Raw genomic sequence first — 14,686 nt, 5'->3', positions numbered from 1 at the left:
ACATACGGCCTAGCTTCTTTTAGAATTGCACTTTTTCCGTTATATATTGAAAAATATACATTCCCTGATGCCGATTGATGAATAATTTTTTTGGAAAAATAATTTTATCAATGTAATTATTTACTAGTTCGAAAGAGTTTTCATTTGTAAATGGTTCTTCTTCAAAAGAGGGAACAGAATAAAAACGACGATTATCTAGAATTTTATCTCCATTAGGCGCAATTAAGTAATCGCTATCCGATTCAATTACTCCATATCTATAATAAATATTCGAATTTTTATAGCGTTTATCAGATAAGACATAGGGTCCTTTGAAATTTTCTAATAGCTTGTATAATGATTGTATAATATTTTTGAAATGACTTTTATCACTAGGATAGATTGTAATAAATTTACCTACCTGTAATGGGGAATTTTCACCAGATATACAGTATGAGAATTCGGATTTATTATAAATAAATTTGAAGCTTATGTTATTTTCTATACAATATTTGTAAACAATATCTAAGACTTTTTGATAATTAAATTTTGTACAAGAAATATGAATTTTCCAGCCCTGTCTTGGTAAGATTGCTTTTTTGTAAATATATAAATGATATATAGAAAAGAAGCTTTCTTCAAAATTTGCAACATTTTTAATATTTAATGAAGGGATTATATTTTCTGTTAATTTTAGCTTGTGTTTCTTACTGCCATATAGAAAATTCTTTACTTGTAATTTATCCATCGTCAAATACTCCTTCTGTCACTAAATTTAATTAAGATTCTGGAATAAATTAAAAAATATCAGTATGATTGTTTACACATTAATCATACTGATATTTTAATTTGTAGAAAATTCAACTTTTAGGATTTTCTAGTTTTACAGTAATTATAATGTTGTTTTTGTTGTTCTTTCTATGCATTTTGTAGATTTAGCCATTCGCACATTTTTTTCTGTCTTCTCGGCAGGCAAACGTAGTAGCTCTAATACTTTGTTCATAATATCACCTCCTATCTTTTTAATTATTATATTAATTAGCAAGTCAAAAAACCATTTAACAATTAAGAAAGTAAATGGGCATTAAAGAGTGTTTTTTATTAAAAATTACATAAAAAAGGGGAGAATTATATGAAAAAAAGGCATTATAATTTTGGTCCTTTAATTAAAATTACTAGACGGAGATTAGGATTTACACAAGAGGAAATAAGTGAGGGCATATGTACTCCATCCTATTTAAGTAGGATTGAAAATTGTCATGTAATTCCTAGTGCAGAAACGTATAAATTAATTTTAGATCGTTTAAATCTGGATTACGAAAATTTTATTGAGGATCTAAATAATTTGGATGAGAATTTAGAAGCTATTTATTCAAAACTACTTTTAAAAGAAGAAATTAAGGATTATGATTTGAGTATATTCGAGAACTCATATTTGTATTTGGCTAATAATGATTTATATATAAAATCAAAACTTATAAATTCTAAATATTTACTATCTTTGAATAAATATATAGAAGCGGAGGATATTATTAATCAACTAAGTGAAATATATAACACATTTTCTGATAGAAATAAGTTTATTTATTTAAATGTTGCTATATCACTTTATTATCTTACAAACCAAACAAATATAGCTTTAAACTTAATAAGTAATGAAAGTAATTTAAATATTCAAGCTGGTGATTTTGAAGTAGCGTGTTTTCGCTTTAACGTTGCATTAGTTTTGTGTAAAGAATATAGGTATTTAGAGTCAATTGATTATTGTCAAAATGCATTAGAATATTTCAAAACGGTATATCTCCCGAATTTTTCTTTTAAATGTCACATCTTATTAGCAATAGCTAAAAATAACCTAGCTCAATATAAATTAGCACAAACTCATATTAATATATGTTTTAAAATTTTGGAAAATTCAGATAAAATGAAGCGTCCAGAGAATTATACTATTATTTATTCTAATTTGGGATGTTGTTTTGAGAGAGAGGGTAATTTAGAAAAAGCAATTTATAATTACAAACTTGCGTTAAATTATAAACAAGAAGGAAGTGAATATATTAATATTATACGCTGTACATATAAGAAGGGGGATCTAGGAGAAGCTATAGCGTATTTAAACAATGTAAATAATACTTTTGAAAATCTTCCACTTAATTTACAATATCAACGAGATATTTTTACTTTTATTTTATTAGGGAAATTAAATAGGGAAAACGCTACTAGTTTTAGTGATTTAGAAGAAAAATGCTTGAACTATTTTAAAAAAAATAAATTATATAATTTATTGATTTTTTATGCAAAATTATTTGCGGAATTTTATAAAAACATTAAGTGGTATAAAAAATCATGTGAGCTGTATGAGTACGCTCTTGAAATAAGTGAAAATATAAGAAAAGGAACAAATTAACGATTGTTTAATCAACGAAGCGCATTGTATGTATATTATTTTAAAGAAATAAGGCATTGGTACTTTCGACCAATGCCTTACCTAGTGTCATGTTGTCATCCTTTAAAAAACATTTTGCTCTATTATCGCATTGTTTAGTGTCATTACACAAACTTATTTCACGAATATCGCAATTTTTTCGACTGTTTCAATTGTGGCTGCTTCAAAAAATGCCATTTTACTGAAATAACTATGAATCAAACCAGCCATGTGAATATGTTCGACATAAACGCCCGCTTCAGCTAATTTATGAGCGTAAGCAAGTCCTTCATCGTAGAGTACATCTGCTTCAGCTGCAATAATCATTGTTTTGGGAAGAACGCTAAAGTCTTCAATATGCAAAGGGGAGACAAGTGGATTCATAAAATGGTTTGTCTCCGTATATTGCGCTGCAAACCATTGCATCCCTTGTTTATCCAAACCAAAGTGTTCGCCAAAAGCATTATAAGAAGCCGTCGAAAAATCAAGGTTTACAACAGGATAAATCAATGCTTGCGCAGTAATTTTGGGGCCATTAAATGTCGCAGCTAAATAGCTGACAACGGTTGCTAAGTTGCCCCCAGCACTATCCCCAGCTACTGATAATTGACTATTATCACCACCAAAAGTTGCAATGTTATCAAAAACCCACAGTAAGCCATCGTAGGCATCGTGTAAAGGTATTGGGAATGGGTATTCTGGTGCTAAGCGATAATCAATGGATACGACAATGGCATGGGCTTTGTCTGCAAGTAGCCGACAACCAGCATCAGCGGATTCTAAATTGCCGAATACCCAGCCACCACCGTGATAATAAATAATTACGGGTAATTTTTCTGCCTGTTCCGGAATGTAAATACGAATATTAATTTCTTGGCCATCACGCACACTTATTTTTTTATTTTCTATAGAAGCAAGTTGTGGTGAATGGCCGGATTGCCATGTTGGAACTGTACGTGCGTATCTGGCTTCCTGTGGTGTCATTTCATAATAATGGGGTGTTCTAGCTGTTTCTTGAATATAGCGAATAGCCTCTTTTGTTAAACGTGTCATGATCATCATCCTTTAATCGTTTAAGTATTAATCTTCATTATAAACTATTCTTATAATTTTACTAGGTTTTAGTATCAATTAAGAAAATTATTTTAATAATGAGCAGAATTATTCCGATAGTAAAGTAAAAATATGTTTATAATAGAATGAAGGATATAACTTGGAGGGTAAGTATGATTTCATTAATAGTAGCACATGATCATAACCATGTTATTGGCTATGAAAACGGTATGCCGTGGCATTTACCGGGGGATTTACAATATTTTAAGCAAAAAACGATGGGCAAGCCTATGATTATGGGTCGTAAAACATTTGAATCGATTGGTCGACCTCTACCAGGGCGACGTAATATTGTCGTTACACGTGATGCAAATTATCGTGCGGATGGAATAGAGACGGCGACAAGTATTGAGGAAGCTCTTGCATTAGCAGGGGACGTGCCTGAAATCATGATTATTGGCGGTGAACAAATTTTTAGACTATCTATGGAGCTAACGGATCGCATATACATTACAAAAATTAATCATTCTTTTAAAGGGGATACTTTTTTTCCAGCATATGAAGAAGACTTTGTTTTAGTTGCGTCACAAGAACCAGAAACAGCACCTGAAGGTTACACATTTCAATATCAAATTTTTGAACGTAGACAATGACAGTTAGTAGGATTTAGCAGCAAACAAAAGTTTTCCTACTTGCATAAAACGCACGGTGTGAGCTTTTTTATTAGAATTCAAGTTATAAGCTGAAACTATTATTAATAGTGAATTCTAATTTAATATCACACATTATATATAGAAATTAAAGGGATAGAAGAGCTTAAATAAATTCGCTCTATCTATCCTCTTTTTTAACACAGATGCCCCTATTTACTACAACATTAAATCAATCTAATGTTGCAGTAATTTAAAAGGAGCTTATATCAATTATTAATTGACATTAAAGCCTAATTCTTAAACATCTATGTAATAATATAGGTTGTTTTCTAAAAGATTGTTGCTATTCAACTAATAGTGTTGTTAACTCTCACATAACAATTTGTCTATATTTTTCCATTAATGGTATTATTGTTGGTTTCGCAAATACGATGAAGTACAATTAAATATGTGGGAAATTCAAACCGCATTTAAAGAAAAACATACGCAGGGAGGATATAATGTTTAAGAAAAAATTTCTAGAGATGATTGAACAGTCAAATATTGCAAATCATAAAGAGTATTTATCTCAAGTATTGAGGCCAGCAATTGATATACTTAGACATACAGATGCCGAACCACAATTGGGCTGTAGTCGTTTTGGAGGAGCACCTGATTTACCAGTTGGTAGCGAATGGCCAACGTATGAGAAGAAGCCTTATCGCTTCCTTGGCCAGATCAATTTCGCAGAAATCGCTTCAACTGAAAGAGGTCTGCCATCGAAAGGACTCCTAAGTCTCTTTGTAGCAGATGATTGTGATAATGAAGATGATGGTTATCTAGAGGCGTTTGAGGACGGATATATTCATGGTATCTATATTCCCGAAACAACGAATCTTGAGACGATGATGCCACCCCATTCAGATATTGGCAAGACAACAGTGCTTGAGTTTCTCCCGACTATTGATATTCCTTATGACGAATACCAGTTGAAGGACTGGCCTTTCGATGATGCACAGAGCGACATATACACCGAAATCCGGGATTCTCTACATAAAAGTTCGGACTATCTTCTAGGCTACCCCTCGCATTCTACACTAGCATATGATCCAACGCCTGGAGCAGAATGGATCTCACTTTTAACCGTTGATTCGGATGAGAGTCTTGAGTGGTGTTGGCATGACGGCGATAAATTAATGATATTTATTGAAATAGAACGACTGAAAAACTTGGACTTTAGTAGGCTAAAGTCAGATGCAGGCTAAAGAGCAATTGGGAAAAAGGAATTTATGAAACATATCACTTAGTGTAACGGGGTGTTTTAGTTGAAGAAGAGACAGCAATGGCTGTCTCTTTTTACTCCTTAAATGATTCAAAATGAGCTTTAACCCATTTATTTTCGTTTTCTGAAATATACTGTTCAGCAAGAATTAGTCTTTGTGCAAGTTCTTGCTTTGATAGTTTCATATACTTCCTATGAAGATTGTCAAGATTACGATTGGGTTTAAGCATTTGGAAACTAACGTCTGATTCAAGTTGTTTGTTTTAATTCCTTTGTTATTTTCTCTCTGTTTAAAGGTTTTACTATGTTGCTTGTAATATTCATACAACTCTTCATTTGACCGTATTGTATTTCAATTGTTTCTTTGCCTATTCGTATCGCCCAGTCACTAAGTCTTTTATGATTTTCGGTTAGCAAAGGCCGTTTATTTTTGAATGTCGGGGTCATAGTCTTCCTCTTTTCTATACCGTTCAATCAACTCAATTTCCTTCAGTTCAGTACGAGCGTGTTGACTTCAGGTTTTATAGTACCTTTCTGTTCAAACTCACTAACTGGAATCATTTTATTAAGTTTCAATAAATCAGATTCAATAACTCTCCAACCTTCTTTATCGCTATTTCTATATGCGTTAGGGAATTTGCTAGACCGTATCCAACGTTTAATAGTTTCTTCGTGCTTATCTAATAAGTCAGCCACTTCTTTTACTTTATATTCTTTCAAGCTATTGCCTCCAAACAGAATGTACGTTTCGGGAATATTCGTTCTGTTTTACTACAACATTTAATTACTGTAAATATTTGCTTATAAAGGGTAGAGGTGATGATAAACGAGGTCTTTAGAGGTCTAACAAACAAAAAAGTACACCACTATATTATGAGTGATGTACTAATTATTTAATATAATGTGTGACATTAAAGACAACCTCTTGATATTACTGTTTAATAATACATTCACTTAACTTTAATTTTACAGAGTAACACCGTGCGTTGTCTTTTATATTCGATGTGGATGCATTAATTTATAAATACAGATACACGCAAGCATACATTGAACCACATCCCGCTAACACAAACAGATGCCAAATTGCATGATTATAAGGCAGTGAGCGCCATGCGTAAAAGATAGCACCAATTGTATAGAACAAACCACCAGCTAATAAATAAGCAAAGCCATGACTCCCTAAGAACAGATAGATTGGCTTTATGGCAAACATAATAAGCCAGCCCATACCAATGTAAAAAACAAGAGATAGGATGGCAAAACGATGAATAAAAAAGCATTTAAATAGCACACCAAGTAAGGCAAGCGTCCATATGATACATAATAGTGTTATTCCAAATGTACCCCCAAGTGCAATTAATAAAAATGGTGTGTAGGTCCCAGCAATTAAAATATAAATGGCGGAATGGTCAAGGATAGCAAAAAAATATTTATATTTTTCAGGCAGACTATGGAGTAAGGTAGACATCATAAACAAGATAATGACAGATGCACCGAAAATACTAAAAGTCGTAATATAAAGTGCTTGCCCGTTGTGGACAGCCGTTAATAGTAACAGCACAAGCGCTGGAATACTTGCGAGCAACCCTACGCCGTGGGTGATGGCATTCCACAATTCTTCCTTCCGTGTTTTATAGTCAAATGAATTCATCATCGTACACCCTCCCGTCGTTATATGTTTACAATAGCCCATTCATTTGACTGTTTCTATGTATGTTTGTCATATATTTACTTATTTAAAATGTCATGTCGATTTATAGAGGAAAATGTTAGACAAATTTAATGAAAAAAGGCTATAGTATCCAAGGTAGTGTACATGAAACAGACTTGGAATAGACAAGTCAGATGACAAATGTCATGTTTACATATGGAAACATTAGTCTATATAATAATTTCAATGAAGTAAAAGGATGTGTCGAAGTGGGACGAATTCATATTGTAACGGACTCAACTTGTGATTTAACAAAAGAAGAAGTAATGCAACACGGTATACATATTGTGCCGTTAACCATTCAAATTGATGGGAAAACGTATATAGATGGAGTGGATTTAGAGCCACAAACTTTTTTAGGTTTAATGAAAAATGCGAAAGATTTGCCGAAAAGTTCTCAACCTGCACCAGGGAAATTTAAAGAATTGTACGACGAGCTTGGAAAAGATGGGGATCAAATACTTTCCATTCATATGACAGGTGGCATGAGTGGAACAGTCGAATCAGCTCGACAGGCGGCACAAATGACAGATGCAGATGTAACTGTCATTGATTCTCGCTTTATTGCAATTGGGCTTGCGATACAATTACGAGAGGCCATTAAAATGCGCGATGCAGGTGCGACTGTGCAAGAAATCGTCGCACGTTTAGACAAAGTACGTGAACATACTCATTTATATGTGATTGTTGATACACTTGAAAATTTAATTAAGGGCGGTCGAATTGGTAAAGGAACAGGCTTTATCGGTTCTTTACTCAACATAAAAGTAATTGCGAACTTAGAAGGTGGCGCATATAATCCTGTGTCAAAAGTTCGTAGTCACAAACAGGTTGTCAATTACTTATTCAAGCAATTCCAAGCGGATACTGCTGGTAAAACAGTAAAAGCTGTAGGAATTTCACATGCTGATGGCTTAACAACAATGGGCGGTCCATTAAAAGAGTTAGTAGAAGGAACTGGCTTTGATGAGGTAGAAATTGCTTTTACCTCTCCAATTATTTCTACACATACCGGTCCAGGTGCAATTGGTTTTATTTATTTTGCCGAATAATCGATAAGAGCTGCTACATAAGTAATTGTAGTAGCTTTTTACTGTTCTTAGTCAGCTTGGAAAATGGTTAACAAGTATTGAGATGAATATGCTTAGATTTTTCTTGATAAATTGGAGCATCGTCACTTTTCTTTGTAGTGACAACTATCTATAATAGAACTAACAGCAAATGATGGAAGGTGGTCAAATGGGCATCTGGCGAATTATTTTGTCATGTTTGACCGTCTTAATACTAAGTGGTTGTGCAATATCAATAGATGAACCGAGTCCGCAGGCTGACGATGAAAATGAACAGTCAGGGACGGAGCAAGATATGAGACAGGATGAGCAAAAAGCAGAGGAAGAGGCAAAGCACTCTAGTAATGTATTGACGCAAATTTTTGAACATTTTTTTGAGCCTACACCAGAGGATTTACGGCAAATTGATGATGACAACGCAAAACAACTACATTACTTGGCACTTGGAGATTCATTAACAGACGGTGTCGGGGATGAGTATGGTCAAGACGGTTATGTTGGAAGATTAGCAGATTCAATGTTAGCTTGGACTTCGATATCAGAAGTTAAGGTTGAAAATCGGGGAAAAAGAGGTAGACGTAGCGATCAGCTATTAAAATTATTAAAAAAAGGGCATTATGATGAAGAGTTACAACAAGCACAGCTTATTTCATTAACAATGGGTGGCAATGATGTAATGAAAGTAGTCAAAAAAGACCTGTTTAACTTGAAAAGAGATGCCTTTGATAAGGAATTATTAACCTATGAGAATCGTTACAGTAAAATAATTGACAATATACGTGCAAAAAATCCAACTGTACCGTTATTACTTATTGGGTTTTATAATCCCTTTTCAATTGTCACAAATGAGGCCAACGAATTTGATACGATTATTACAGAATGGAATAGCGTTATCAAAAAAATAGCAAGTAAGGATTCAAACGCTTGTTATGTTTCTGTAGAAGACTTGTTTGATTCAAATGAAGAACTGGTCTATCACACGGATTTTTTTCACCCCAATGCAAAGGGGTATGATAAAATGACGGAGCGAATTTTAGCAGCAATGGAGCAATGTAAAATGGAACAAAAAATTAATAAGGAAATAGGCTTCGGGGAGTGAAAAAATGAATAAATGGAAATTCGCATTTTTTGCGTTAGCAGGTATGGTTATTTTTTCAATTCTCCTCGTCGTTTATTTAGCAACGAAGCCAGTTGAAGGATTTGAATTAGCGAAGAGTGCAGACAGTGAAGAAAACGTAACAGGTAATGTTCTTGTAGTCCAAACAACTACGAAAGAGTTAGAGTCAATTACCAAAAAATATTTAAAGGACACAGCTAAAGGCTCACCATTGCCATTGGATTTTACCATTGGAGATGATATTGAATTACGAAGTAAATTAACTGTTTTTTATACAGAAATTCCGATTTCAATGAATTTTGACCCGATCGTTGATGAAAAAGGCAATATTATTTTAAAGCAAACAGGGATGAATGTAGGGCTTTTAAACATTCCGCCGGAGACGACCATGAAAATTATGCGAGATTCGGTGGATTTCCCTTCATGGATTACAGTCAATCCAAATAAAGCTGAAATTTATATTGATTTATCGCGAGTAAATATTGCGTCAGGTTCTAGGGTTCGTGCGAAGGAATTAGACTTACCGAACGATAAGATTTTATTGGAAATTATCGTCCCAGGAAAATAAGGAGTGAAAATAAATGGCAATACAATATGCGACATTTGCAGGCGGCTGTTTTTGGTGTATGGTCAAGCCATTCGATGAAACACCTGGCATTAAAGCTGTAGTTTCTGGTTACACTGGTGGACATGTTGAAAATCCAAGCTATGAACAAGTCTGTTCGGAAACAACAGGTCATGTAGAAGCGGTTCAAATTACATTTGATGATGACATCTATTCATACGAGCAATTATTAGCTACATTTTGGACATTAATTGACCCAACGGATGCTAGTGGGCAATTTTTTGATCGTGGACAATCCTACACAACGGCGATTTTTTACCATGATGAAGAGCAGCGTGAATTAGCTGAACGTTCAAAGGCTGATTTAGAAGCTTCTGGAAAGTTTGATAAGCCAATTGCTGTAAAAATTTTACCTGCAAGCACATTTTATGCTGCGGAGGACTACCATCAATATTATTATAAAAAAAATCCAATGCACTACGAACGTTATGCAGTCGGTTCTGGTCGCAAAGCATTTCAGGAACAACATTGGGGGCATAAAAAATGAATAAAGAGCAACGTTTAAAAGAACTAACAGATATGCAATACTATGTAACGCAAGAAAATGGGACTGAGCCACCGTTTCGTAATGAATATGATCAACATTTTGAAGAAGGAATTTATGTCGATATTGTTTCAGGAAAGCCACTCTTTAGCTCCCACGATAAATTCAATTCTGGCTGTGGATGGCCAGCATTCGCAAAACCAATTGCACAAGAGCATGTGACGGAGCATTTTGATACTTCCCATGGAATGCGTCGTGTAGAGGTAAGAAGTAAAGAAGCTGATTCTCATCTAGGACATGTTTTCCCAGACGGTCCACAAGAGTTGGGTGGTTTGCGCTACTGTATCAATTCTGCATCACTTCGTTTTATTCCAAAAGCTGATTTAGAACAAGAAGGCTACGCTGAATATAGCACTTTATTTAAGTAATAATCAAACGCCTAGTACGCTTAATTCGTACAGGCGTTTTTATTATTGGAAAAAAAGAGAGGATGGGATATAACTAAATAATTAAAAATAGAGGAAGGTATTCGTAAATTTTCGCTATTCTTGCTTTTGCAAAAAAAAAATTCATGGTTAGCGAAGGGAGGCGCCTCCTGCATAGAACGCATAAAGACGTCAGACGCGGGCATGCCCATTAGGGAAGATTGTGGCCTGACTGTGCTGAGCGAAAAGTGCCGCCTGTGGTGGACACCAATGACTTAGCAAAAAAGTGTTAGATTGATTGCAGTCAATCTAACACTTTTTCTCTTGTGTCCTAGTCTCATTTTTAAATTTTGAACGCACCTACAACACTACGTAAACTATCAGCTTGATGTGCCAGCTCTGTTGCCGCTGCGTTAATTTCTTGCATGGATGCAGAACCTTGGGTAGCTGCAGCAGCAGACATCACTGTATTGGATGCTGTTTGTTCAGCATAAGCGTTAATATGCACAAAATCACTTGCTACAGCGTTACTATAATCAAGCGTATGGGCTATTTTATCAACCATTGTGGCAATAATGGCAGTTGTTTCTTTTGTTTGCGTTAAAATGTTGGACAATGATTGGTTTGTTTCATTTGTCACCTCAACGCCTCGAATAACCGTTGTGACACCTTCGTGATTTTGTGTAATAATTGATGCCACTTCATCTTGAATAGAATTTACAATGGCTGTTACTTCTTTAGCCGCAGTTTGTGATTGCTCAGCGAGCTTGCGTACTTCATCTGCTACGACAGCAAAGCCACGACCATGCTCTCCAGCGCGTGCTGCTTCAATTGCCGCATTTAATGCAAGTAAATTTGTTTGCTCAGAGATTGCTGTAATCGTACCGATAATGGAGGTTATATCTGCAGATTTGCGGCCAAGTGCCTCAACGGTTGTGGAGGTAGAAGCTATCGTTTCTTCAATTGACTGCATGACTAATGTAGATTGAAGTACTGAACGACTTCCTTCATCTGCTGCTTGTTGCATGGCGAGAGAAGCGCGTTGTACGGCATTGGCTTGCTCATTCAACTGATGCATAGAATGGTCTAAATTACTCATTTTTTGTTGAGCACTATTCATGCTATTGATGGTATTCTCACTATCACTTGCGATATCTGCACTTGCATCTGCAATATTTTGAATTGTACGTGCATTTTCATCAGCTAGCGTCATGAGCTCTCGGCTACTATTTGATACATGATCAGCAAGTTCACTGACGCGTTTAATAAGGTTTGAAATAGACAAAATAAGCGTATTCGTCGAGTTAGCAATTGTAGAAAATTCATCGTGATTACGCACATGCACGCGCCTTGTTAAATCACCACCCGCTTGCGCAATATCTAAGATGGAATGGTTAATCGCACGTGTATTATTTTTTAATGATTTAAATAACATATAGCCAAAAATGATAATGGCAATAAGACTGATAATCGAAAAAATAAAGAAATAGGTGTTGGATAAAGTTACCTGTTTATTCAATTTATTCAGTTTTGTTTTGTTCGATTCGTCCATTACTAAATTAATGGCATCAATATTATTATCAATATGCAATTTCATTGATTCGCCAGTGCCCTCAATCATGAGCTTCCTTGCTTGTTCAAGACCAAGTTCATCTCGCATTGTCATCACCTTTTTTGAGTATTGGAGATAGTTTTTATAATACTGGCTGATTGCTTGTATATGTCCAAGTTCCACTTCGCGGTCTGCAAATTTTTCTTGTAAAGCCGCTATTTTTTTATTAATAGAATCAATCTTCATTTTATAAGAAGTGGAATAACTACCATTGCCGGTAATTAGGTAAGCTTGTTCGAGGTTGGTTAATCTAGCAATTTCATAGGCAAGCTGATTTACTGTAAGCTGCTCTTGTACATTCTTCTCAGTAAAATCCTCCATTTGTTGTTGAAGATTCGTAATATTGATGTAAGACAATATACCCATTGCTGCATTAATAAAAATAAGCAAAGTAAAAATGATAAGTACTTTTCCTCGAATCAAATGATAAAAACGTTGTCGTTTTTCTATAGTAGGAGGGAGATTGTGCCTACTAGCTTTAGAATCCATAGCTTTCTTTTTTCTGAAAAAATTAGAATCTAAGAGAGAAGGGCGGTTTCTCTTAGGTTTACTAGCTTGATTCTTGTTTTTCATCGCCATCACCTTCCTAATTTTTGCATTGATTGACTACAATTCTATCGTATAATACTAAAAAATTCTATCCTAATTTCACAAAATTTTCATTTTTCAGATAAAAAAGCGTAATATTTTTGCATGACAAAAGTCTTTAAGGTGAAAAAGGCTATGCAGTTTTTCTGCACTAGGAAAAAATACTTAAAGAAAAAAATGATACATTTTATGACGAAATGTATTTTTTTTGATAAACTAGCGGAAAGTAAAAATGAAAAGGGGAGGCATTTTTCAACAATGAAAAAGAGCTTTTATTTATATGTATTAACATTCAGAGGGGGAGATTGGTCAGATGCAAAAGTTCGATTTGCTGAAGAAGTATTTCATGAACATAACTTTCCTAAACAAAGCATGGATTTTGATGAGTTATCTACATATATCGAAACGTTTGCAACAGAAAATTTAACAACTGAAGTATTTGATGAGTTATGGGATTTATACAGGGAACAAGGACAATAATGATTCGCAATACTTTCATTATTCGTACTTTTATAGTTGCTAGACGTCTAGCATTGCGTAAATACGTGAAACCAAGTATTATTTATAGTGATAACTGACAGAAAAGAGGGATTGCTGTATGAGTATTCATATTAATGCAAAAAAAGGCGAAATCGCTGACACTATTTTACTTCCGGGAGATCCACTTCGTGCAAAATACATTGCCGAAACGTTTTTAGAAGATGTTACATGCTATAACGAAGTCCGCAATATGTTTGGTTATACGGGTACGTATAAAGGCAAACGTATTTCTGTACAAGGAACTGGTATGGGCGTGCCTTCTATTTCTATTTATGTAACAGAATTAATGCAAGAATATGATGTACAAAAATTAATTCGTGTAGGTACTTGTGGTGCAATTCAAAAAGATGTTAAAGTTCGTGATGTTATTTTAGCACAAGGAGCAACAACGGATTCACGTATGAATCAAATCATTTGGGGCAACAATATTGACTTTGCACCAATCGCTAATTTTGACTTATTATTAAAAGCTTACAATGCAGGTAAAGATGCAGGTTTAAGCCTTCAAGTAGGTAATATTTTCACAGCAGACCTATTTTACTCAGACGAGCACCAAAATGAAAAACTAGCTAAATACGGTGTACTAGCTGTAGAAATGGAATCAGCAGCACTTTACACATTAGCAGCGAAATTTGGCCGCCAAGCACTTTCTATCTTAACAGTAAGTGACCACATTATTACTGGTGAAGTCACAACATCAGAAGAGCGCCAAACTACATTCAACGACATGATTGTTGTTGCATTAGAGGCTGCTATTCAAGAATAGTTGATATAGCAAGGGTTATAACAAGTCTAAAACTATCAGAATAAGAGCAACCGACCTAAAACCGACCATTTTATAAAATGGAATCGAAGAAGTCGGTTGCTTTTCTTTTTCTTCATCTTCATAGTTAAGTGGCTATATATTAACAGTTTAATATTTACATGTCTAAATTGTTCATGGATAAATTACTGAAAAACGATTAGGTTAAAGTATAGTTGGAACTAATTCATGAATGGGGATACATTTTGAGGATACTATCTCAAACTTAACCTAATGTTAAAGAAATAACCGATTGAATATTCGAGATATGATGGTAATGTCAAAATGCTCACAGAAAAGGCGTACAAAACTACAGTCTTGTAACGGAGTGGGTAAAAGCA

The 14,686-nt window shown here is 34.5% G+C and carries 15 protein-coding genes; 10 read left to right on the top strand and 5 right to left on the bottom strand.

All coding sequences use genetic code 11. From position 1 onward, the window contains the following. Positions 1 to 19: 19 nt before the first annotated feature. Positions 20 to 727, bottom strand: coding sequence for a hypothetical protein (locus MHH88_RS11450; protein ID WP_339258130.1), 708 nt, complete (start codon positions 725 to 727; stop codon positions 20 to 22). Between the two features lie 384 nt (positions 728 to 1,111). Between MHH88_RS11450 and MHH88_RS11445 the strand changes: the two genes are divergently transcribed. Then, on the top strand, positions 1,112 to 2,386 hold the full coding sequence (locus MHH88_RS11445) for a helix-turn-helix transcriptional regulator (protein WP_339258128.1): 1,275 nt from the start codon (positions 1,112 to 1,114) through the stop codon (positions 2,384 to 2,386). A 153-nt stretch (positions 2,387 to 2,539) separates the two neighbouring features. Here MHH88_RS11445 and MHH88_RS11440 read toward each other — a convergent pair whose 3' ends face one another. Continuing rightward, a complete protein-coding gene (locus MHH88_RS11440) occupies positions 2,540 to 3,457 on the bottom strand; it encodes an alpha/beta hydrolase (RefSeq protein WP_339258126.1) in 918 nt (305 codons plus the stop codon). 173 nt (positions 3,458 to 3,630) lie between these two features. Here MHH88_RS11440 and MHH88_RS11435 point away from each other — a divergent pair, with 173 nt between their 5' ends. Together MHH88_RS11435 and MHH88_RS11430 are read left to right on the top strand one after the other, a co-directional pair. After that, entirely contained in the window at positions 3,631 to 4,110 is a 480-nt protein-coding gene (locus MHH88_RS11435; RefSeq protein WP_339258124.1) for a dihydrofolate reductase, read from the top strand. Between the two features lie 500 nt (positions 4,111 to 4,610). Continuing rightward, the gene (locus tag MHH88_RS11430; protein WP_339258123.1) at positions 4,611 to 5,354 is read left to right on the top strand and encodes a YwqG family protein; all 744 of its coding nucleotides are present in this window, start codon (positions 4,611 to 4,613) and stop codon (positions 5,352 to 5,354) included. 506 nt (positions 5,355 to 5,860) lie between these two features. Here the strand turns inward: MHH88_RS11430 and MHH88_RS11425 are convergent. After that, positions 5,861 to 6,091, bottom strand: a complete 231-nt coding sequence (locus tag MHH88_RS11425; RefSeq protein WP_339258121.1) for a helix-turn-helix domain-containing protein — start codon at positions 6,089 to 6,091, stop codon at positions 5,861 to 5,863. A gap of 298 nt (positions 6,092 to 6,389) precedes the next feature. Then, positions 6,390 to 7,025, bottom strand: coding sequence for a hemolysin III family protein (locus MHH88_RS11420; RefSeq protein ID WP_339258119.1), 636 nt, complete (start codon positions 7,023 to 7,025; stop codon positions 6,390 to 6,392). A 266-nt stretch (positions 7,026 to 7,291) separates the two neighbouring features. Here MHH88_RS11420 and MHH88_RS11415 point away from each other — a divergent pair, with 266 nt between their 5' ends. From MHH88_RS11415 to msrB, 5 genes are all read left to right on the top strand, one after another. Further along, positions 7,292 to 8,134, top strand: a complete 843-nt coding sequence (locus MHH88_RS11415; protein ID WP_103976505.1) for a DegV family protein — start codon at positions 7,292 to 7,294, stop codon at positions 8,132 to 8,134. Positions 8,135 to 8,321: 187 nt separating this feature from the next. Next, positions 8,322 to 9,251 (top strand): GDSL-type esterase/lipase family protein, encoded by a 930-nt coding sequence (locus MHH88_RS11410; RefSeq protein WP_339258118.1) that lies wholly within the window; start codon positions 8,322 to 8,324, stop codon positions 9,249 to 9,251. Between the two features lie 4 nt (positions 9,252 to 9,255). Further along, complete coding sequence (locus MHH88_RS11405) at positions 9,256 to 9,837, top strand: YpmS family protein (protein ID WP_024364120.1); 582 nt, start codon at positions 9,256 to 9,258, stop codon at positions 9,835 to 9,837. A gap of 13 nt (positions 9,838 to 9,850) precedes the next feature. Next, complete coding sequence (gene msrA, locus MHH88_RS11400; protein ID WP_339258115.1) at positions 9,851 to 10,381, top strand: peptide-methionine (S)-S-oxide reductase MsrA; 531 nt, start codon at positions 9,851 to 9,853, stop codon at positions 10,379 to 10,381. Next, complete coding sequence (msrB, locus tag MHH88_RS11395; protein WP_339258113.1) at positions 10,378 to 10,806, top strand: peptide-methionine (R)-S-oxide reductase MsrB; 429 nt, start codon at positions 10,378 to 10,380, stop codon at positions 10,804 to 10,806. Before msrA ends, msrB begins: the two co-directional genes overlap by 4 nt. Positions 10,807 to 11,146: 340 nt before the next feature. Here msrB and MHH88_RS11390 read toward each other — a convergent pair whose 3' ends face one another. Beyond that, entirely contained in the window at positions 11,147 to 12,988 is a 1,842-nt protein-coding gene (locus tag MHH88_RS11390; protein ID WP_339258111.1) for a methyl-accepting chemotaxis protein, read from the bottom strand. A 273-nt stretch (positions 12,989 to 13,261) separates the two neighbouring features. Between MHH88_RS11390 and MHH88_RS11385 the strand changes: the two genes are divergently transcribed. Beyond that, positions 13,262 to 13,483: a YozE family protein gene (locus MHH88_RS11385; RefSeq protein WP_069512773.1), complete on the top strand. Its 222-nt coding sequence runs from the start codon at positions 13,262 to 13,264 to the stop codon at positions 13,481 to 13,483. Between the two features lie 118 nt (positions 13,484 to 13,601). After that, on the top strand, positions 13,602 to 14,309 hold the full coding sequence (gene deoD, locus MHH88_RS11380; protein WP_024364125.1) for a purine-nucleoside phosphorylase: 708 nt from the start codon (positions 13,602 to 13,604) through the stop codon (positions 14,307 to 14,309). Positions 14,310 to 14,686 lie beyond the last annotated feature (377 nt).

It is taken from the genome of Lysinibacillus sp. FSL K6-3209, assembly GCF_037976175.1.
Taxonomy (GTDB): Bacteria; Bacillota; Bacilli; order Bacillales_A; family Planococcaceae; genus Lysinibacillus; species Lysinibacillus sphaericus_D.
This window is presented reverse-complemented; position numbering and strand designations above follow the sequence as displayed.

Coding starts and splice junctions, on each gene's coding strand:
- MHH88_RS11410 (WP_339258118.1), top strand. CDS start 8,322: ATGGGCATCTGGCGAATTATTTTGTCATGTTTGACCGTCTTAATACTA.
- MHH88_RS11405 (WP_024364120.1), top strand. CDS start 9,256: ATGAATAAATGGAAATTCGCATTTTTTGCGTTAGCAGGTATGGTTATT.
- MHH88_RS11445 (WP_339258128.1), top strand. CDS start 1,112: ATGAAAAAAAGGCATTATAATTTTGGTCCTTTAATTAAAATTACTAGA.
- deoD (WP_024364125.1), top strand. CDS start 13,602: ATGAGTATTCATATTAATGCAAAAAAAGGCGAAATCGCTGACACTATT.
- msrA (WP_339258115.1), top strand. CDS start 9,851: ATGGCAATACAATATGCGACATTTGCAGGCGGCTGTTTTTGGTGTATG.
- MHH88_RS11440 (WP_339258126.1), bottom strand. CDS start 3,457: ATGACACGTTTAACAAAAGAGGCTATTCGCTATATTCAAGAAACAGCT.
- MHH88_RS11435 (WP_339258124.1), top strand. CDS start 3,631: ATGATTTCATTAATAGTAGCACATGATCATAACCATGTTATTGGCTAT.
- MHH88_RS11430 (WP_339258123.1), top strand. CDS start 4,611: ATGTTTAAGAAAAAATTTCTAGAGATGATTGAACAGTCAAATATTGCA.
- MHH88_RS11450 (WP_339258130.1), bottom strand. CDS start 727: ATGGATAAATTACAAGTAAAGAATTTTCTATATGGCAGTAAGAAACAC.
- MHH88_RS11385 (WP_069512773.1), top strand. CDS start 13,262: ATGAAAAAGAGCTTTTATTTATATGTATTAACATTCAGAGGGGGAGAT.
- MHH88_RS11420 (WP_339258119.1), bottom strand. CDS start 7,025: ATGATGAATTCATTTGACTATAAAACACGGAAGGAAGAATTGTGGAAT.
- msrB (WP_339258113.1), top strand. CDS start 10,378: ATGAATAAAGAGCAACGTTTAAAAGAACTAACAGATATGCAATACTAT.
- MHH88_RS11390 (WP_339258111.1), bottom strand. CDS start 12,988: ATGAAAAACAAGAATCAAGCTAGTAAACCTAAGAGAAACCGCCCTTCT.